This is a genomic window from Paraburkholderia sp. (genome assembly GCF_028283785.1).
GTDB lineage: Bacteria > Pseudomonadota > Gammaproteobacteria > Burkholderiales > Burkholderiaceae > Paraburkholderia.
Map to the genome: position 1 here is coordinate 111436 of NZ_JAPWKB010000019.1, position 19930 is coordinate 131365.

The window sequence follows — 19930 nt, forward strand, 5'->3', positions numbered from 1 at the left end:
TTACGCTTCTTCAGGTGCGGCCTGCTGCTTCGCGGCCAGACGGTTTTCGAGGTAATGGATGCTGGTGCCGCCTTCGACGAACTTCGCGTCCAGCATCAGCTCGCGATGCAACGGGATGTTGGTCGAAATACCTTCGACCACCATTTCCGACAACGCGATCCGCATCCGCTTGATGGCCTGCTCGCGCGTCGCGCCGTAGGCGATCAGCTTGCCGATCATCGAATCGTAGTTCGGCGGAACGAAATAGCCGTTGTACGCGTGCGAATCGACGCGGATGCCGGGGCCGCCCGGCATATGCCACGACGTCAGGCGTCCCGGCGACGGAATGAACTTGAACGGATCTTCTGCGTTGATCCGGCATTCGATCGCATGACCCTTGAACTGGATGTCGCGCTGACGGAACGCCAGCTTTTCGCCCGCGGCGATGCGAATCTGTTCCTGGACGATGTCGATGCCCGTGATCAGTTCCGTGACCGGATGCTCGACCTGCACGCGCGTGTTCATTTCGATGAAGTAGAACTCGCCGTTTTCGTACAGGAACTCGAACGTGCCCGCGCCCAGGTAGCCCATCTTCTTGCACGCGTCCGCGCAACGATCGCCGATCCGGTCGATCAGACGGCGCGCGATGCCCGGCGCCGGCGCTTCTTCGATCACCTTCTGGTGACGACGCTGCATCGAGCAGTCACGCTCGCCCAGCCAGACGGCGTTCTTGAACGAGTCGGACAGGATCTGAATTTCGATGTGCCGCGGGTTCTCCAGGAATTTCTCCATGTAGACCTGCGGATTGCCGAATGCACGGCCGGCTTCTTCGCGCGTCATGTTGACCGCGTTGACCAGCGCCGCTTCGGTGTGGACCACGCGCATGCCACGACCGCCGCCGCCGCCGGCCGCCTTGATGATGACCGGATAGCCGACCTGGCGGGCAATCTTCACGATCTCTTTCGGATCGTCCGGCAAGGCGCCTTCCGAACCCGGCACGCACGGCACGCCGGTCTTGATCATGGTCTGCTTGGCCGTGACCTTGTCGCCCATCATGCGGATGGTTTCGGGACGCGGTCCGATGAACACGAAGCCCGATTGCTCGACGCGCTCGGCGAAGTCGGCGTTCTCCGACAGGAAACCGTAGCCGGGGTGAATCGCTTCGGCGTCGGTCACTTCGGCGGCGCTGATCAGCGCCGGCATGTTCAGGTAGCTCAGGTTGGAAGGCGCCGGGCCGATACAGACGGCTTCGTCGGCGAGCTTCACATACTTGGCTTCCTTGTCGGCTTCGGAGTAGACGACGACCGTCTTGACGCCGAGCTCACGACACGCGCGTTGAATCCGGAGCGCGATTTCGCCGCGATTGGCGATGAGGATTTTTTCAAACATAGCGGGTTTCGACTCATCAATAGGCGCCGCGACGACTAAACGGCGGCTGCCCCAGAGGATCGGCGCGCGCCTCGATGCGGGCGCGCGGGCGGCAAACGAACGACGTGCCGCGTTTAGCCGACCACGAAGAGCGGCTGACCGTATTCGACGGCCTGACCGTTCTCGACGAGGATTTCCTTCACCACGCCGGACGTGTCCGACTCGATTTCGTTCAGCAGTTTCATCGCTTCGATGATGCAGATGGTCTGGCCTTCTTTGACCGTATCGCCGACCTGGAAGAACGGCTCGGCGCCCGGCGACGGCGCGCGGTAGAACGTGCCGACCATCGGCGACGTCACGACGTGGCCTTGCGGCGCAGCGACGGCCGGCGCTGCCGGTGCGGCTGCAGCGGCTTCGGCACCAGGATGCATCGGCATCGGTTGCGAGAATTGCGGCGCGTACGAAGTGGACGGCTGCACGTAAACCGGCGGCGCATTCTTGACGATGCGGACCTTGCCTTCGCCTTCGGTCACTTCGAGTTCGGAAATGCCGGACTCCGACACGAGGTCGATCAAAGTTTTGAGTTTACGTAGATCCATGAGCATCCCCTTTCAATGCGTGGAGGGCCGGTCGTCACAGGACAACCGGCGCCGAATTGGTGTGTTGGAGTCAGCCGCGCGACGAACCGTCCGGCAACGCTGCCGGAAAGACGGGCGCGAAATCGCGTGCGTACAGATAGCTCGTTGCGCCGTTGCCGTAAGAATCGGCCGTCGGACGCGCGGAGAAATACGAGTGATGCTGGCGTTGCGTCCAACCGGTCTGCGAAAGCGTCGCCCAGCCGTCGACCCCGGATTCCCGCTTGCCGGGACGATCGGGGTGGTGGCCGTGGCGGGCCTGCAGTCGGATCATGGTCGCTTCTTTTTCCGTGGAATTGGGCGCACTTTAGCGCCGATTAGAGAAACTTGTCTAGTTTCCTGCGGTCGCGGACCCATTTCCGCCGCTTCCGCGCTGCGCGGAGAACGCCGAACTTCAGGCAATTTCGCGATATTAGCCGGTTATTTCGCGCTTCCGGTCTGTAACGCAAGCACTCGCGAATCTGCGTTTCAAAGTGCGTCGAGCGTCTGCTTCAGCTCTTTCGGGACAATTTGACCTAATTTTGTCGAACGAACGTTGCCTTTCGCGTCAATTACGACCGTATAAGGCAAGCCGCCGGCGTTGTTTCCGAAGGCGCGGGCGAGGTCGGCGCCGCCGAATCCGGTGACGAAGACCGGGTAATCGACCTGCACTTTCTGTAGGAAGGCTTTGATGTTCTTGTCGGAATCGACGCCGAGTCCGACGAATTCGATGCCTTTTTTCTGATACTCGCGATGCAGCGCCGACAGCGACGGCATCTCTTCGACGCACGGCGCGCACCACGACGCCCAGAAGTTGATCACAACCGGATGACCTTTGAATGCCGCGAGCGATTGCGGCTTGCCGTCGACGTTGGTGACCTGGGCGGCCCACAGTTGATCGACCGGGCTATGCGACGGCGCGGCGGCGTGCGCGACTTCGGCGTCGTTGAAAAGCCAGTGGCTCGCCACGGCACCGCCGATGCCCGCGATGCCCGCGACCACGATGCCTGCCAGAAATCGGGATGTTTTCATGCTGGTCTGCTTAATTAGGAGAGGAGGCCGTGCCGCTCTCGGCGAGCAGCGCCTGAACGACTTGCACGCCCGCGCGCGCGGTGCGTCCGCGCGCATCGGCGCGCACTGCGCCGCGCAGGTCGTCGGTACTGTAAAGCGCGACGTGCACGCCGACGGGGTCGGCGGTGCGGCCCTCGTGAGGCGGTCGCCACAGGAAACTGAGGGTTTCGACGTAGCCGCGTCCCGCGAAATGCCGGGTTTCCGACACGTCGTACTGAATATTGGCGTTCAGCAGATAGATCGCGACTTCTTTCGGGTTATCGCAGAACGCCTGCAGATGCACGTCCGAATGCTCGCCAGCCGTGCCGCCGAGCACCGCGCCCGTCAGATACGGGTTGAACGGTTCGAAGCGCCGCATCCATTCGAGTGCGACCTGGCGCAGCCGCCGCAGCACGGCGGGCTGGCTGTCGCCCTGGAACAGCGCCTGATACTCGCGGATTTCTTCCTCGATCTGATCGTTGTCGGGCAGCCATTCACCGGCCACGCGCGACTCTCCCACTACCTGACGCGCCGCTTTGCGCTTTGCCGTCGCGTAGTCCAGACCGTCTTCGGCGATCATCCTCGCCGCGGCGATTGCGATTTCCTCGCGCACCCGCGTGGGATCGAAATGTGATTTGCGAACCATGTCTTAATCATACTAGAGAATCCCGGCCGGTCTTTTGAGGCGGGCGGTCGGCGGCGCGGCGACGCTCGACCGGCCACGGGCCGGGCGGTCCGCCCGGAAAACCGATGGGGACGGAGCGCCCCGTTCCCGTGGGGCGGCGCAAGTCGGTCGGTTACAATAGCCTTCTTTACGAGACGGTCCTTTCAGCGGCTTCCGGGCGCATTGGCGGCAACAGTCGCAGCGCACCACCGGCGTCCGCGTGAACCGGCGGGACCGTTCCGGCGCACTCTTCCTACGCACACATCGCCCGCGCGGCGCGACAGGCTTATGCATATCCACATCCTCGGCATCTGCGGCACGTTCATGGGCGGTCTCGCGGTTCTCGCGCGCGAGGCCGGTCACACGGTGACGGGCTGCGATGCCGGCGTCTATCCGCCCATGAGTACCCAGCTCGAAGCCCAGGGCATCGGCCTGATCGAGGGTTACGATGCGGATCAGTTGAACGGCCTGGATGCCGATCTGTTCGTGATCGGAAACGTGGTGTCGCGCGGCAATCCGTTGATGGAAGCGATCCTGAATCGCGGTCTGCCGTATGTATCCGGTCCGCAATGGCTCGGCGAGCACGTGCTGAACGGCAAATGGGTGCTGGCCGTGGCCGGCACGCACGGCAAGACGACCACCAGTTCGATGCTGACCTGGCTGCTCGAAGACGCCGGCCTCAATCCGGGCTTTCTGATCGGCGGCGTGCCGCTGAATTTCGGCGTATCGGCGCGGCTGACCGATTCGAGTTTCTTCGTGATCGAAGCGGACGAATACGACACGGCCTTTTTCGACAAGCGTTCCAAGTTCGTTCATTACCGGCCGCGCACTGCTGTCCTGAACAATCTCGAATTCGATCACGCCGACATCTTCCCGGATCTCGCGGCCATCGAAACGCAATTCCATCACCTGGTTCGCACGGTGCCGGGCATTGGCCGGGTCGTCAGCAATGGCCGCGAGGACGCGTTGCAACGCGTGTTGTCGCGCGGTTGCTGGAGCGAAGTCGAACGCTTCGGCGTGCAGGGCGGCTGGGAAGCGTTGGCCGCCGAAGACGGCGTCGCCGTCGATGAGCGCTTTGCGGTGTATCACAATGCCGCGCGCGTCGGTGTCGTCGAGTGGCAGGTGCAGGGCGAGCATAACCGGCTGAACGCGATCGCCGCGATCGCCGCCGCGCGCAGTGTCGGCGTGCCGCCCGCCCAAGCCGCGCAGTCGCTGTCCACGTTCCGTAACGTCAAGCGCCGCATGGAAGTGCGTGGCAGCGTAGACGGCGTGACCGTGTACGACGACTTCGCGCATCACCCGACGGCGATCGAAACCACCGTCGCCGGACTGCGCACGCGCGTCGGTCGCGACAACACGCGCATTCTCGCCGTGCTCGAACCGCGTTCGAACACGATGAAGCTCGGCGTGATGAAGGCGCAACTACCCGCCAGCCTGACCGATGCCGATCTCGTCTTCGGCTACGGCGCACCGGCCGGCCGCGACGCGCTCGGCTGGAATCTGGGCGAAGCGCTTGCACCGCTCGGCGCGAAAGCGCAGGCGTTCGACAACCTCGACGCGCTGGTCAAAGCCGTGGTTACGGTCGCGCGGCCGGGCGATCAGGTGCTCGTGATGAGCAACGGCGGTTTCGGCGGCGTGCATCAGAAGCTGCTCGATGCGTTGTCGTCGCGGACGTCGTCGGACGCCGCATCAGCTACTGTAAGAGGCACAGCGTGATTCTCTATCTGCACGGTTTTCGCTCGTCGCCGGATTCGTTCAAGGCGCGCGTGATGGCGGCGCGTCTCGCGGAACTCGGCCGTAGCGCCGAATGGCGTTGTCCGATGCTGCCCGTGTCGCCGTTCGACGCGATCGCGCTGGCCGAGCGATGCGTCGAAGAAGCGCTCGACGCCGGCGCGCCTTCACGCGTCACCGTGGTCGGCAGTTCGCTGGGCGGTTATTTCGCCACGCATCTCGCCGAAAAGCACGGCTGGCCGGCGGTATTGCTGAATCCGGCGGTCGTGCCGCAGCGCGACCTGAGCCAGTATCTGGGCGAGCAGCCGTTGTGGCACGGCGGCGGCAGTATCGTCGTCGAACCGCGTCATCTGGACGAATTGCGCGCGCTTGGGGTGGCGTCGGTCACGCGTCCCGAACGCTATTATCTGATTGCCGCGACCGGCGACGAGGTGCTCGACTACCGTGAAATGCTCGCGCATTATCCCGGCGCGCGCACCACGCTGATCGAAGGCAGCGACCATGCGATCAGCGAGTTTCCGCAGTATCTCGACGACGTCCTCGCCTTTTGCGACGGCGTCGCGGCATCGCCGACGCCGCCCGCAACCGACGCACCGCGCGCCGCAGCCTGACACGCGAAAGGCAGCGAGGCACCGAAAGCACACTGAGCCACTAACTAGATAGAACCATCCCGCCGATCCGCGCGACGCAAGCCCGCGAGCCACGCAGCCACGTGAGCCGCACTCGCGCCGCGCACGGCGGACACCACGAACACGTTGTCGTCGCAGGCCTTGCGGGCAGGATCACGCAGCGTCACGCGACGGCAGAAGCAAGCCAGAACGAGAGTATTGAGTGAACGTCTTCTTTGAGGAATCGGGCAGTTTCAAGGCCGGCAGCGTGCTGTCGAAGCAGGGCGACGCGTTCCAGGTCGAGTTGCCGGGCGGCCGTCGCGCGAAAGTGCGCGCTAAAGATGTGCTGATCGAGTTCGACAAGCCGAGTGCGGGCGAACTGATGCAGCAGGCCGACGCGGCCGCACAGGAAATCGATCTGGACTTCCTGTGGGAATGCGCGCCCGACGACGAATTCCCGTTCGCCACGCTCGGCGCCGACTACTTCGGCGAGCGTTTCGGCGCGGTCGAACGTGCAGCGCTGGTGCTGAAAATGCACGGCGCGCCGATCTATTTCCGTCGCAAAGGGCGTGGCCAATATCAGCGCGCGCCGCACGAGCAGTTGCAAATGGCGTTGGCGTCGCTGGAGCGCAAGCGTCAGCAAGGTCTGGTGCAGGCGCAATACGAGGAAGAACTGAAGGCCGGCACACTGCCGGACGCATTGGTCGGCAAGGCGCTCGGCCTGTTGACGCATCCCGACAAGAACACCATCGAATACAAGGCGCTCGAAGCCGCCGCCGCCGCGCGTGGTATTTCGCAGGCGAGTCTGATGCTCGAATGCGGCGGCATTCCGTCAGCGCGTGCATTGCACGAGGCGCGTTTCCTGTCGGAATACTTCCCGCACGGCGTCGGTTTTCCGGCTGTTAAGCCGGGCGCGCTGCCTGACGATCTGCCGGAAGCGAACGTCCAGGCGTTTTCGATCGACGACATCACCACCACCGAAATCGACGATGCGTTCTCGGTCGAGCATCTGGCCGACGGTCGCTTGCGGATCGGCGTGCACATTGCCGCGCCCGCGCTCGGCATCGCGCGCGGCGACGACGTCGATTCGATCGCGCGCACGCGTCTGTCGACCGTCTATATGCCCGGCGACAAGATCACGATGCTGCCGGACAGCGTCGTCGAAGCGTTCACGCTCGGTGAAGGCGCGTTGCGTCCGGCGTTGTCGCTGTATTCGATCGTCAATCGCGAGACGCAGGAAATCGTCGCGAGCGAAACGCGCGCGGAACGTGTGTTTATCAAGAGCAATCTGCGCCACAACACGCTGGATGAACTCGTGACGGAAGAGGCGCTGGCCGCCGGCACCGGCGACTATCCGCATAAGGAAGACATCGCGGTGCTGTGGCCGTTCGCGCAGGCGCTGTTCGAAAAGCGTCAGGCGGCGCGCGCGGGTTACGGGCTGAAGCGCGAAGTTCAGCGCAATACCGACTTCAACTTCTACGTCGACGAAGAACACATCACGATCACGCCGCGCCGTCGCGGTTCGCCGCTCGACACGATCGTCGCGGAACTGGCGATTCTCGCGAACTCGTCGTGGGGCGCGTTCCTGCACGATCACGGCGTGCCGGGCATCTATCGCTCGCAACGCGCGTTCGGCACGCCGACCGGCCCGAAGCGCACGCGGATGCAGACCAACGCCGCGCCGCACGAAGGGCTGGGCGTGTCGCAATATGCGTGGAGCACGTCGCCGCTGCGCCGTTACGTCGATCTGGTGAATCAGTGGCAATTGCTCGCGTGCGTGCAGCATGGCGTCACCGCGAAGCTGGCCGCGCCGTTCAAGCCGAAAGACGCGGATCTGTTCGCGGTGGTCCAGGGTTTTGACGACACTTACACGGCATACGCCGATCATCAGCGCCGGATGGAATATTTCTGGTGCTTGCGCTGGCTGAAGCAGGAAGGCAAGAAGCAGGTCGTCGCGTCGGTCGTGAAGGGCGATCTGGTTCGTCTCGAAGAAGTACCGCTGCTGCTGCACGTGCCGGGTCTCGGCGTGCATGCACGCGGTACGCGGATCATGCTCGAAGTGATGGGCATCGACGAACTGACGGTGGAAGCGTCGGTGCGTCCGCTGCATGTGCTCGACGCGCCGGTCGTGTCGAGCGGCGCTGAGGCGGAAGCCGAAGAAGCGGACGAAAGCGACGAAGAGGTGATCGACGCGGCCGATGCATCGGCGGAAAGCGAAGCCGAAGCGCAGGCCGAAGCCGATCTCGACAACGCGGCCGCATCGCCGCAAGCCGACAGCGCAGCGGCCGACGCCGATGCCTCCGATGCCGCACCGCAACCCGAGCAGGAGCGCGAGCAATGAGCACGTCATCGAGTCAGCCGCGCGATCGTTACGCGGTGATCGGCAATCCGATCGCGCATAGCAAGTCGCCCGCCATTCACGCGCGCTTTGCCGAGCAAACCGGCGAGGCCGTCGAATACGGCCGGCTGCTCGCGCCGGTGGACGGCTTCGTGCCGCACGTGCGCGCGTTTATCGACGCCGGCGGTCGCGGGATGAATGTCACGGTGCCGTTCAAGCTCGACGCGCATGCGTTTTCCACGCGCCTGTCGGCGCGTGCGGCGGCGGCGGGCGCGGTCAATAACGCTGAAGTTCGATGCGTCGGGTGTGTATGGCGATAACACCGACGGCTTCGGCCTCGTCCACGATATCGAAGCGAATCTCGGTACGTCGCTGAAAGGCGCGCGTATCTTGCTGCTCGGCGCAGGCGGCGCGGCGCGCGGCGTCGTGTTGCCGATGCTGGAACGCGCGCCGCATACGCTGACGATCGTCAACCGGACGGCAGCCAGGGCCAGCGAACTGGTCGAACAGTTTGCGACGTCGGCGCGCGACGCATCGTGCAAGATCGGCGGCGGCAGCGCGCAGGCCATCGAGCCGGGTCAATACGACGTGATCGTCAACGCGACGGCGGGCAGTCTCGACGCGTCGCTGCCGGAGTGCGACGATCGTGCGTTCGGGTTGGGCACGCTCGCGTACGACATGATGTACAGCGCGCATCCGACCGTGTTCATGGAGCACGCGCGCAAGCTCGGCGCGCGGGCCGCGGACGGGCTCGGGATGCTGGTCGAGCAGGCGGCGGAATCGTTCTTCGTCTGGCGCGGCGTGCGGCCTGACGGCGCGCCGGTGCTGGCGGAATTGCGCGCGATGCTGAACGCGCACGCCGACAGCTGATCGCACCGGACGCACCCGGTTAGCGTGCGTTTCGCGTCCGTTTCGCGTCCATTTCGCGGCCGGCCGCCCGAGCATCCAGTATCAACATCACTCTCCCGCCAACCTCACGCGACCCGCACCAACATGACAACGACAAAACGCGTCAGCCGGCCCGGTCCGGCACGGTGGTGTGTGTATCTGGTGGGCGTGGTCGCGCTCGCGTGGCTGGCGACGCAGGCGTTCTACTTCGCGCAGATTGCCGTATGGAACTGGGTGAATCCGCAGTCGACCGCGTTTATCCGCTCCGACGCGTGGCGCTTGTCGCAAGATCGGCCCGACCTCGCGATCCAGCGGCAATGGGTGCCGTACGACCAGATTTCGCGCAATCTGAAGCGCGCGATCATCGCGTCCGAAGACGCGAACTTCGTCAATAACAACGGCTACGAAACCGATGCGATCCTGCAAGCGTGGGAGAAAAACAAGTCGCGCGGCAAGATCGTGCGCGGCGGTTCGACGATCACGCAGCAACTTGCCCGCAACCTGTTTCTGTCGCGCGAGAAAAGCTATATCCGCAAAGGCCAGGAGCTGATCATCACGTGGATGCTCGAAACCTTGATGGATAAGGAACGTATCTTCGAGATCTATCTGAATTCGGTGGAGTGGGGCAACGGCGTGTACGGCGCCGAGGCCGCTGCGCATTACTACTACAAGACGACCTCGTCGAAGCTGACGGCGGGACAGTCGGCGCGGCTCGCGGTGATGCTGCCGCGCCCGAAATACTTCGACGAACATCGCGGTTCCGCATATCTGGCCCAGCGCGCCGGCGTGATCGCCCGGCGGATGGGCGCGGCCGAATTGCCGCAGTAAGTTGCGCGGCCACGCAATACACCCGCATGGCCGCGTGACTCAGCTTGCCGTCACCGCTTCGTCGTGCGGATAGCGCAACGACCGCTGAAAACGCGGACCGTAGTTGACCAGCGTATCTTTGCTTTCGTCCGCGAGATGCACGATGCCGATCGGCGCGTGCGGCGGCAGCGGATCGTTGAGCGTGCGCCGTTGTGGATCGAACACCGGGACGGCCAGATGACACATCCAGTTGCAGGTTGACGGCAACGGATGCACGGTCAGCCGCCGCGTCCACAGCGCATGATTCAGCGCGGTCTGGTCGCACAGCATGGTGCCGCCGCTCGCCGACACCCCTTTCTGCATGTCGTTTGCCCACGCCTGCCAGTGCGGCGCGTCGCGCAACAACGCGAATACCCCCGAGTTGTAATAGAAGTTCGAGTGCAGAAGCGGTGCCGCGGCGTCGCCGAAATATTCGCGCAATTGCGTCTCGCGCCGATCACGCTCACTGTCTTCCGCATAGGACGGATCGAGTTCCGGGACGATCGCGATCGCGCCGCCGGTGGCCGCGTCGATCAACGCGTGCAGCGCGGACGGGTCTTGCACCCAGGCGTCGCTGTCGATCCACACATAGAGGTCGTAGCCGGGAAAATGACGCGGCAGGAACGGGCGGCTGGTCATCGCACGCAAATGCGGCGAGCGGTCTTTGATGGACTCGTGGATGCCGGTCAACTCCCAGCCGGGCGCGACGACGTGCGTGACGTTCTGCTCGACCCAATGGCGGTTCAGCGGGCTCAAGCCGACATCCAGGCAGGCGATGCCGTCGAACGGATGTAACTGGCCGGCGTGTTTCAGCGACGCGAGGAGCCCACGAAACAGCGGCATGTACGCGTCGCTGGTGGCGGTGACGATCAGGGTTTGCATGGTACGTGTGGACAGGCGCGCAGTGAGAAGGGCTCGCGGGGCGCTGTCTTTTTCCTGCTATTTAAGAGTTATCGACAGTACCTGCGACGCGCGACGCCGTTAATCGGACTCTGCCCAATCGGGCCGAATCGCGCAGCCCGGTTTGCCATCTAAAATAAAAGCGGCATTCACTGGACGGTGAATGCCGCTTTCGATTGAACCAATAAACCTGGCTGATTTACTCGAAGTAATACTTGACGCCGATGGTAAAGCTGTCATTGCGACGATTCGTGCCTTCGGTGCGCGACGTATCGGTGGTCCATTCGGCGGCGACGTTGAGGTGTCGATAAACGTGCGCCTCGGTGCCGATGCCGTAATGCAGCCGCGCATTCGGATACGAACCGGTAATGCCGATGCGCGCATATGGCATGAAGCGGCCAAACGGCATGCCGACTTTCGCGTCGATGCCGCCGTCTTTGCCTGTCGTCGAACCGTTGTGCAGATCCATGAACGCTTCCGCACCGACGATCAGCGGACCGACGTCGAAGCCATAGCCGGCGGTCACGCCGACGAAATTCGAGCCGTGACGCGGCAACGCGACATGACCCGCTGCATTCGAAAGATTCCGGCCCGTTTTCATACCCACATAGACGCCGGAAAAATCGGCGCCCGCGATCTTTGCCGTGGTCGGTGCGTCGGTCGCGGTATCCGCATGTGCATTAACGTGTACTACACCTGCGAGCGCTAAAACTGACGCAGTGATCAGATATTTCTTGAGATTAAACATAGTTGAATAAATCGATACGCCCAATAAGGTCTGCTAATTCTGAAATGTTATTGGAATGTAAATTCCGGATTTCAGACGCGCTGTCTGATGAAATTCCAAACTGCAGCGAGACTAATTGCGCGTGTCTTGAGATCGTATAGGACGAATCTCAAACAACACCGTGTGGATTTTTGATTAACCTCAGATTTGCTGAGCGTTAATTAAGAAGTCGGGAAAAATTGCAGGCCCCGCCAGGAAATAATCGATCGTTGTCAGATTAGGGCGGCGCGCACCGGCGCGAGCGCTCGCCGTGTCGTAGAAATCCCACTATCTGACGCTTACATTCACATATTGGTGAATCCTAAAAAAGCGCCCTACAATCCGAACCAACAAGCCAACAGGCAAAAGTGCCAGGCGTGATCCGCTGCAGACTCTGCACCGGGCGCCCGGCGACGAATCGGAGACAGTCACCATGCTCAAGTCTTTCAGACCGGACGCACGCGCACGCTGCGCTTCGTCCGCTGCACGTCTGCCAGCCCAGCCTCGCCCGTCCGCGTTCGCGGTCAGCGCGTCGGCTCAGGCGCCCGCCATCACTGGCCGTTCCGCGCAATTCGCGCGCTAACGTCGATACGTCAACCTCTCGCAAACGTCATTCGCCATGAACAAAGCGATGTCCAATGACGCCGCCGGAGCCGCAAGCTCCGCCGCGCCGCAGCCGCGAAACGAGGCAGCGGACGCCGTCCACGAGCGTGCCGCCGTCGATTCGACGGGATCAACCGCAGCGAACGGCGCGAACGGCGGCCAGGCCGCCCGCAAGCTCGCCGCACTTCCCGCCACCGGCGACAGCATCGGTTTGCCGAGCACGTTGCTCGACATCACGCCGCAGCAGGCCGGCACGCAAACGCTGTTGCGCGGTCTCGCGATTCTCGAAGCCGCGGCCGCCGGCGTGCGCGATCTGCGTACGTTCGGCGCTGCGCTCGGCACGACCCGCAGCACCACGCATCGGCTGGTCAGTAGCCTCGTCCAGGCGCGCTATCTGCGCCAGGTGCCAGGCGGCTATCTGCTCGGACCGAAGCTGATCGAACTCGGCACCATCGCGCTCGAACAGATGCCGTTGACGGCGGTAGCGCGCCCGCACCTCGAAGCGCTTGCCGACCACACGCTCGACACGATTCACCTCGGCGTGCGCGACGGCGACGACGTGTTGTATATCGACAAGATTCCCGGCACGCGCGGCCTTGAAATGCGCTCGCGCGTTGGCCACCGGATGCCGCTCGCATCGACCGGAATCGGCAAGGCGATGATGCTCGATCTCACGCCCGACGCATGGCAGTCGATGTTCGACGCATCGCGCCGCGCGCTGGCCGGTGTCAGCTTCACGCCCGACAACCGTCCCGACGCGACCACCTTCATGCAGCGGATGACGAACTATTCGACGGGCGGCTTCACGTTCGATCTGGAAGAAAACGAAGCGTCGATCCGTTGCGTGGCCGCGCCGGTGCGCGACGCGTCGGGTGCGATCGTCGCGGCGCTGTCGGTGGCGAGCACGATTCCGTATATGTCGCTCGAACGGATGGACGAGCTGATTCCAGTCGTGCAGCGCGAAGCGCGCGCGATCTCCGAGGAACTCGGTTGGCGCGCGCCGCAACCCGCGACCCGCAGGATCAAACGATGACCCGACCCGCCACCGTGACACCTGCCGAATCCATCGCCGAAACGCCCGTCACAAGCGTTTCCGCCGCAGCCGCACACGAGGCCGCGCTGATCGCGCTGGACTGGGGCACGACTTCGCTGCGCGCCTATCTGTTCGATGCGACCGGCAACGTGCTCGCGACCCGCGAATCGAAGGCGGGCATCATGAATCTGCCGCGTCCGGCTGCCGAAGGCGGTTTCGACGCTGCGTTCGATTCAGTCTGCGGCGACTGGCTCGCGAGCACGCCGGGTTTGCCGGTGATCGCGGCGGGCATGGTCGGCAGCGCGCAAGGCTGGACCGAAGCGCCGTATGTCGATGCACCGGCCACCGCCGACGCGCTGGTCGCGGGCATCGTCCGCGTGACGGCCGCTTCGGGCGCGACCGTCAATATCGTGCCGGGCGTGCTGCAACGCGGCGAGCTGCCGAACGTGATGCGCGGCGAGGAAACGCAGATTTTCGGCGCATTGAGCGAGCGCGCCGACGATGCCGCGAACGCCGCGGCCGCGCAGCCCGATGCGTTGATCGGTTTGCCGGGCACGCACGCGAAATGGGTGACGGTGCGCGCCGGCCGGATCGAACGTTTTCACACGTTTATGACGGGCGAAGTGTTTGCCGCGCTGCGCGACCACACGATTCTCGGACGCACGATGCAGCTTCCCGCGCATCCGGACGGCGACGCGTTTCTGCGCGGCGTGCGGATCGCGCGCGACGAAGGCCGCGCCGGCTGTTCTCGCAACGATTTTCAGCACGCGCACGCTGGGCTTGACCGGTCAGCTCGCCGGCGATCGGCAGCCGGACTATCTGTCGGGCCTGCTGATCGGACACGAACTCGCCGGACTGGACGCCGCGCTGGTCGAGCAGCAGCAGGGCGGGCTCGCGGGCCGGTCGCTGCAACTGATCGGCAACGAAGGATTGTGCGAACGCTATCGCGTCGCGCTGGCCGAATTCGGCTGCGTCGATGCAGCGCCGGTCGATAACGCCACCGAGCGCGGACTCTGGCGCGTCGCCACGCAAGCAGGTCTGGTGCACGCGGCGTCGGCCGCGCCGCGCGCGGGCTGAGCGCGCGACGCCCAAGCGCCAGCCACGACCGCCACGACCGCAGACCCGAAGCCCGAACATACACAGCACGCGACACCGCAGACGAACGCCGCCACGACACAAGGAACCGATATGCAACCTCACATCAATCTGCCTGGCCCGTACGAACCGCACGCCGGTCTGATGGCCGCATTCGCCGCGTGTCCGCTGATCGCGATCATGCGCGGCATCACGCCCGACGATGCCGCCGCGCACGGTCAGGCGTTGTACGAAGCCGGTTTCCGGATCATCGAAGTGCCGCTGAATTCGCCGCGGCCGTTCGACAGCATCGCGGCGATCCGTCAGGTGTTGCCCGCCGACGCGATCGTCGGCGCGGGCACGGTGCTGCACGCGAGCTATGTCGACGATCTGAAAGCGGCGGGCGGCGAACTGGTCGTGATGCCGCATAGCGATCCGGACGTGGTGCGCGCCGCGAAAGCGCAAGGGCTCGCATGCGCGCCCGGCGTCGCCACGCCGACCGAAGCGTTTATCGCGCTGAAAAACGGTGCCGACGTGCTGAAGATGTTCCCGGCCGAGCAACTCGGTTGCATCGTCGTGAAAGCATGGCGCGCGGTGATCGCGAAAGAAGTGCCGCTGGTGCCGGTCGGCGGGATCACGCCGGACAACATGGGCCCGTTCCTGAGCGCGGGCGCGAACGGCTTCGGTCTCGGCTCGGCGCTGTACAAGCCGGGCCAGACGCCGGCCGTGACCGCGTCGCACGCGAAGGCGTTCATCAACGGTTTGCGGATCGCGCGGGCAGGCGCGGCGAAATGAACCGTCTCGCCGACAAGGTCGCGATGATCACCGGCGCCGGGCGCGGCATCGGCGCGGCGATCGCGCTCGCGTTCGCCCGCGAAGGCGCGGCCGTGGTGCTCGCGGAACTCGATCTCGACATGGCGCAGCAAACCGCGAAGCAGATCGAAAACGCGTGCGCGGCGAACGGCGTCTCCGGCGCGCGGGTGCGGGCGGTCCAGACCGACGTGACGCTGTCGGCGTCGGTGCAGCACGCGGTCGGCGAAGCGGAGCATGCGTTCGGCAAGATCGACGTGCTGGTGAACAACGCGGGCATCAACGTGTTCTGCGATCCGCTGACGATGACCGACGACGACTGGCGCCGCTGCTTCGCGGTCGATCTCGACGGCGTGTGGAACGGTTGCCGCGCGGTGTTGCCGGGCATGGTCGAACGTCGCGCGGGCAGCATCGTCAACATCGCATCGACACACAGTTTCAAGATCATTCCAGGCTGCTTTCCGTATCCGGTCGCCAAGCACGGCGTGATCGGCCTGACGCGCGCGCTCGGCATCGAATACGCGCCGCGCAACGTGCGCGTGAACGCGATTGCGCCCGGCTATATCGAAACGCAACTGACGCTCGACTGGTGGAACGGCCAGGCCGATCCGGTCGCCGCGAAACAGGCGACGCTCGATCTGCAACCAATGGGCCGTATCGGCCAGCCGGAAGAAGTCGCGATGACGGCGGTGTTCCTCGCGTCGGACGAGGCGCCGTTTATCAACGCGAGTTGCATCACCGTCGATGGCGGTCGTTCGGCGCTGTATCACGACTGAACACACGTATCACCGAATAACGAAGTAACGAAAGTAGCAGCGGAAAAGATAGTGCGGTTACCGGACGACGCGCTGGCCGCGTGCGTCACACCGGGATAAGAAGACGCGGCCGATACCTTCTCGTTATCTGATAGTCAGGAGACAAAGATTATGAAACGCAGGATTTTCCTCACGCTGACGGCGGCAGCGGCTGCCGTGATGTTCAACGCACCGGTCGCGCAGGCGGCTGACCCGGTCAAGATCGGCTTTCTGGTGAAGCAGCCGGAAGAGCCGTGGTTCCAGGACGAGTGGAAGTTCGCCGAAATGGCCGCCAAGGCGAAGGGCTTCACGCTGGTGAAGATCGGCGCGCCTTCGGGCGAGAAGGTGATGAGCGCAATCGACAACCTGGCCGCCCAAAAGGCGCAAGGCTTCGTGATCTGCACGCCGGACGTGAAGCTCGGACCGGGCATCGTCGCGAAGGCGAAGGCTGACGGACTGAAGATGATGACGGTCGACGATCGTCTGGTCGACGGCGCGGGCAAGCCGATCGAAGCCGTGCCGCACATGGGCATCTCGGCTTACAACATCGGCAAGCAGGTCGGCGACGGCCTGGCGGCGGAAATCAAGAAGCGCGGCTGGAACATGGCGGACGTCGGTGCCATCGACGTCACGTACGAACAGCTGCCGACCGCGCATGACCGCACGTCGGGCGCGACCGACGCGCTGGTCGCCGCCGGTTTCCCGAAGGCGAACATCATCATGGCGCCGCAAGCGAAGACCGACACGGAAAACGCGTTCAACGCAGCCAACATCGCGCTGACGAAGAACCCGAAGTACAAGCACTGGGTCGCTTACGCGCTGAACGACGAAGGCGTGCTCGGCGCAGTGCGCGCAGCGGAAGGCCGCGGCTTCAAGGCGGACAACATGATCGGCATCGGCATTGGCGGTTCGGAATCGGCGATGAACGAATTCAAGAAGCCGAACCCGACCGGTTTCTACGGCACGGTGATCATCAGCCCGAAGCGCCACGGCGAAGAAACCTCGGAACTGATGTACGACTGGATCACGGCCGGCAAGGAACCGCCGAAGCTGACGCTGACGACCGGCATGCTGGCGACGCGCGACAACGTCGGCGAAGTCCGCGAAAAGATGGGCCTCGCGTCGAAGTAAGCGTGGCGTGACGTAGCTGCAACGCAAAAAAACAGAAGCAATCGACGAAGCAGTAGAGACAGACCGCGCCGCGCCCACGAGGCGCTGCGCGGTTCATTCGATGGAACAGGAGGCAAAGTGTCAGCGACGCTGCGTTTTGACAATATCGGCAAGGTGTTTCCAGGCGTGCGTGCGCTCGACGGCGTGTCATTCGACGTGAACGCCGGCCAGGTTCACGGCCTGATGGGCGAAAACGGCGCAGGGAAATCGACCCTGCTGAAGATTCTCGGCGGTGAATATCAGCCGGATTCCGGCCAGATCCTGATCGACGGCAACGAGGTGCGCTTCGGTAGCGCGGCCGCGTCGATCGCATCGGGCATCGCGGTGATTCACCAGGAGCTGCAATACGTCCCCGACCTGACAGTCGCGGAAAACCTGCTGCTCGGCGCGTTGCCGAACGCGCTCGGCTGGGTGAAGAAGCGCGAGGCGAAGCGTTTCGTGCAGGAGCGTCTGCAGGCGATGGGCGTCGGGCTCGATCCGAACGCGAAGCTGCGCAAGCTGTCGATCGCGCAGCGTCAGATGGTCGAAATCTGCAAGGCCTTGCTGCGCAACGCGCGCGTGATCGCGCTCGACGAACCGACCAGTTCGCTGTCGCATCGCGAGACCGAAGTGCTGTTCAAGCTGGTGCGCGATCTGCGCGCCGACAATCGCGCGCTGATCTATATCTCGCACCGGATGGACGAGATCTACGAACTCTGCGACGCGTGCACGATTTTCCGCGATGGCCGCAAGGTGGCGTCGCATCCGTCGCTGGCCGACGTGAAGCGCGACACCATCGTCTCGGAGATGGTCGGGCGCGAAATCGCGGACATCTATAACTACTCGCCGCGCGAACTCGGCGAAGTGCGCTTCGCGGCGGAAGCGATCGAAGGTCACGCGCTGAAAGAACCGGCGAGCTTCGAAGTGCGTCGCGGCGAGATCGTCGGCTTTTTCGGGCTGGTCGGCGCGGGCCGCAGCGAACTGATGCACCTCGTGTACGGCGCGGACAGCAAGAAGGCCGGCGAGCTGATGCTCGACGGCAAGCCGATCAAGGTGCGCAGCGCCGGCGAAGCGATCCGTCACGGCATCGTGCTGTGTCCGGAAGACCGCAAGGAAGAAGGCATCGTCGCGATGGCGACCGTGGCGGAAAACATCAATATCAGTTGCCGGCGCCATTACCTTCGCGGCGGGATTTTCCTCGACCGCAAGAAGGAAGCGGAAACCGCCGACCGGTTTATCAAGCTGCTGAAGATCAAGACGCCGAGCCGCCGTCAGAAGATCCGTTTTCTGTCGGGCGGCAATCAGCAGAAAGCGATTCTGTCGCGCTGGCTGGCCGAGCCGGACCTGAAAGTCGTGATCCTCGACGAACCGACACGCGGCATCGACGTCGGCGCGAAGCACGAAATTTACAACGTGATTTATCAACTGGCCGAACGCGGCTGCGCCATCGTGATGATTTCGTCGGAATTGCCGGAAGTGCTCGGCGTGTCCGACCGGATCGTCGTGATGCGGCAAGGGCGCATTTCCGGACAACTGCCGCGCGCGCAGGCGAACGAGCAGTCCGTGCTGAGCCTGGCGTTGCCGCAAAGCTCGACCGAATTGCGGTCCGTGCCGGAAGCGGCATAAAGCAACGTAGACACCACACCGAATTGACCGATCGACCCGTGACGAACGGGAGGAGCAATCACATGCAAGCCAGAGAAAACCTCGCGCAACAGGCCGCCAAGAGCGCCGCCGATGCGCTGATTCCGCAACCGAACGACAAGGCGAAATGGTGGCAGCAGATCACCGAATACAGCCTGATCGTGATTTTCGTCGTGATGTTCGTGACGATGTCGCTGACCGTCGATCACTTCTTCTCGATCGAGAACATGCTCGGCCTCGCGCTGTCGATCTCGCAGATCGGCATGGTCGCGTGCACGATGATGTTCTGTCTCGCATCGCGCGACTTCGACCTGTCGGTCGGCTCGACGGTCGCGTTTGCGGGTGTGCTGTGCGCGATGGTGCTCAACGCGACCGGCAACACGTTTATCGCGATCGTCGCGGCGGTGGCGGCGGGCGGCGTGATCGGTTTCGTCAACGGCGCGGTGATCGCGTATCTGCGCATCAACGCGCTGATCACGACGCTGGCCACGATGGAAATCGTGCGCGGCCTCGGCTTTATCGTGTCGCACGGTCAGGCGGTCGGCGTGTCGTCGGATACGTTTATCGCGTTGGGCGGACTGTCGATGTTCGGCGTGTCGCTGCCGATCTGGGTCACGCTGCTGTGCTTCATCGTGTTCGGCGTGATGCTGAACCAGACCGTCTACGGCCGTAACACGCTGGCGATCGGCGGCAATCCGGAAGCATCGCGACTGGCCGGTATCAATGTCGAACGCACGCGCGTCTACATTTTCCTGATCCAGGGCGCGGTGACGGCGCTGGCCGGCGTGATCCTCGCATCGCGTATTACATCGGGTCAGCCGAACGCGGCGGAAGGCTTCGAGCTGAACGTGATTTCGGCGTGCGTGCTGGGCGGCGTGTCGCTGCTCGGCGGCCGCGCGACGATTTCCGGCGTCGTGATCGGCGTGCTGATCATGGGCACCGTCGAAAACGTGATGAACCTTCTGAACATCGACGCGTTCTATCAATACCTCGTGCGCGGCGCGATCCTGCTGGCCGCCGTGCTGCTCGACCAGTTGAAGAACCGCGGCTCGCGCGATTGAGCGCACGCAT

Annotated in this window: 17 protein-coding genes and 2 pseudogenes; 12 read left to right on the forward strand and 7 right to left on the reverse strand. The window is 63.8% G+C overall.

The window, feature by feature from the left end; genetic code table 11:
* The 5 genes from accC to PW947_RS22830 form a co-directional block, all read right to left on the reverse strand.
* Positions 1 to 1368, reverse strand: coding sequence for an acetyl-CoA carboxylase biotin carboxylase subunit (gene accC, locus PW947_RS22810; protein WP_299634679.1), 1368 nt, complete (start codon positions 1366 to 1368; stop codon positions 1 to 3).
* Between the two features lie 113 nt (positions 1369 to 1481).
* Entirely contained in the window at positions 1482 to 1946 is a 465-nt protein-coding gene (gene accB, locus PW947_RS22815; protein ID WP_299634680.1) for an acetyl-CoA carboxylase biotin carboxyl carrier protein, read from the reverse strand.
* A gap of 70 nt (positions 1947 to 2016) precedes the next feature.
* Entirely contained in the window at positions 2017 to 2256 is a 240-nt protein-coding gene (locus tag PW947_RS22820; RefSeq protein WP_299634681.1) for a hypothetical protein, read from the reverse strand.
* Between the two features lie 194 nt (positions 2257 to 2450).
* Complete coding sequence (locus PW947_RS22825) at positions 2451 to 2993, reverse strand: TlpA disulfide reductase family protein (protein WP_299634682.1); 543 nt, start codon at positions 2991 to 2993, stop codon at positions 2451 to 2453.
* Between the two features lie 10 nt (positions 2994 to 3003).
* Positions 3004 to 3657, reverse strand: a complete 654-nt coding sequence (locus PW947_RS22830; protein ID WP_299634683.1) for a UDP-N-acetylmuramate--alanine ligase — start codon at positions 3655 to 3657, stop codon at positions 3004 to 3006.
* A 306-nt stretch (positions 3658 to 3963) separates the two neighbouring features.
* Here PW947_RS22830 and mpl point away from each other — a divergent pair, with 306 nt between their 5' ends.
* From mpl to mtgA, 5 genes and pseudogenes are all read left to right on the forward strand, one after another.
* Positions 3964 to 5391: a UDP-N-acetylmuramate:L-alanyl-gamma-D-glutamyl-meso-diaminopimelate ligase gene (mpl, locus tag PW947_RS22835; RefSeq protein ID WP_299634684.1), complete on the forward strand. Its 1428-nt coding sequence runs from the start codon at positions 3964 to 3966 to the stop codon at positions 5389 to 5391.
* A complete protein-coding gene (locus tag PW947_RS22840; protein ID WP_299634685.1) occupies positions 5388 to 6017 on the forward strand; it encodes a YqiA/YcfP family alpha/beta fold hydrolase in 630 nt (209 codons plus the stop codon). The genes mpl and PW947_RS22840 overlap by 4 nt, the downstream gene beginning before the upstream one ends.
* Before the next feature lie 220 nt (positions 6018 to 6237).
* Complete coding sequence (locus tag PW947_RS22845; protein WP_299634686.1) at positions 6238 to 8355, forward strand: RNB domain-containing ribonuclease; 2118 nt, start codon at positions 6238 to 6240, stop codon at positions 8353 to 8355.
* Positions 8352 to 9222 (forward strand): annotated as a pseudogene (gene aroE / locus PW947_RS22850) (shikimate dehydrogenase). The gene PW947_RS22845 and the pseudogene aroE overlap by 4 nt, the downstream one beginning before the upstream one ends.
* Before the next feature lie 123 nt (positions 9223 to 9345).
* Positions 9346 to 10068 carry a monofunctional biosynthetic peptidoglycan transglycosylase gene (gene mtgA, locus PW947_RS22855; RefSeq protein ID WP_299634687.1) on the forward strand — a complete coding sequence of 241 codons (723 nt, stop codon included), beginning with the start codon at positions 9346 to 9348 and terminating at the stop codon, positions 10066 to 10068.
* A 39-nt stretch (positions 10069 to 10107) separates the two neighbouring features.
* On the opposite strand, the gene PW947_RS22860 is transcribed toward mtgA, so the two are convergent.
* Positions 10108 to 10968: a hypothetical protein gene (locus PW947_RS22860; protein ID WP_299634688.1), complete on the reverse strand. Its 861-nt coding sequence runs from the start codon at positions 10966 to 10968 to the stop codon at positions 10108 to 10110.
* A gap of 217 nt (positions 10969 to 11185) precedes the next feature.
* Positions 11186 to 11734 (reverse strand): outer membrane beta-barrel protein, encoded by a 549-nt coding sequence (locus tag PW947_RS22865; protein WP_299634689.1) that lies wholly within the window; start codon positions 11732 to 11734, stop codon positions 11186 to 11188.
* 637 nt (positions 11735 to 12371) lie between these two features.
* On the opposite strand from PW947_RS22865, the gene PW947_RS22870 reads away from it, so the two are divergent.
* From PW947_RS22870 to araH, 7 genes and pseudogenes are all read left to right on the forward strand, one after another.
* Positions 12372 to 13388 carry an IclR family transcriptional regulator gene (locus tag PW947_RS22870; protein ID WP_299634690.1) on the forward strand — a complete coding sequence of 339 codons (1017 nt, stop codon included), beginning with the start codon at positions 12372 to 12374 and terminating at the stop codon, positions 13386 to 13388.
* A pseudogene (locus tag PW947_RS22875) lies at positions 13385 to 14465 on the forward strand (2-dehydro-3-deoxygalactonokinase). The gene PW947_RS22870 and the pseudogene PW947_RS22875 overlap by 4 nt, the downstream one beginning before the upstream one ends.
* Before the next feature lie 111 nt (positions 14466 to 14576).
* Positions 14577 to 15257, forward strand: a complete 681-nt coding sequence (locus PW947_RS22880; RefSeq protein WP_299634691.1) for a 2-dehydro-3-deoxy-6-phosphogalactonate aldolase — start codon at positions 14577 to 14579, stop codon at positions 15255 to 15257.
* Positions 15254 to 16048 (forward strand): SDR family oxidoreductase, encoded by a 795-nt coding sequence (locus PW947_RS22885; protein ID WP_299634692.1) that lies wholly within the window; start codon positions 15254 to 15256, stop codon positions 16046 to 16048. Before PW947_RS22880 ends, PW947_RS22885 begins: the two co-directional genes overlap by 4 nt.
* A gap of 150 nt (positions 16049 to 16198) precedes the next feature.
* Positions 16199 to 17197, forward strand: a complete 999-nt coding sequence (locus PW947_RS22890; RefSeq protein WP_299634693.1) for an arabinose ABC transporter substrate-binding protein — start codon at positions 16199 to 16201, stop codon at positions 17195 to 17197.
* A gap of 117 nt (positions 17198 to 17314) precedes the next feature.
* Entirely contained in the window at positions 17315 to 18841 is a 1527-nt protein-coding gene (gene araG / locus PW947_RS22895; RefSeq protein ID WP_299634694.1) for an L-arabinose ABC transporter ATP-binding protein AraG, read from the forward strand.
* Between the two features lie 62 nt (positions 18842 to 18903).
* Positions 18904 to 19920, forward strand: coding sequence for an L-arabinose ABC transporter permease AraH (gene araH / locus PW947_RS22900; RefSeq protein ID WP_299634695.1), 1017 nt, complete (start codon positions 18904 to 18906; stop codon positions 19918 to 19920).
* Positions 19921 to 19930 lie beyond the last annotated feature (10 nt).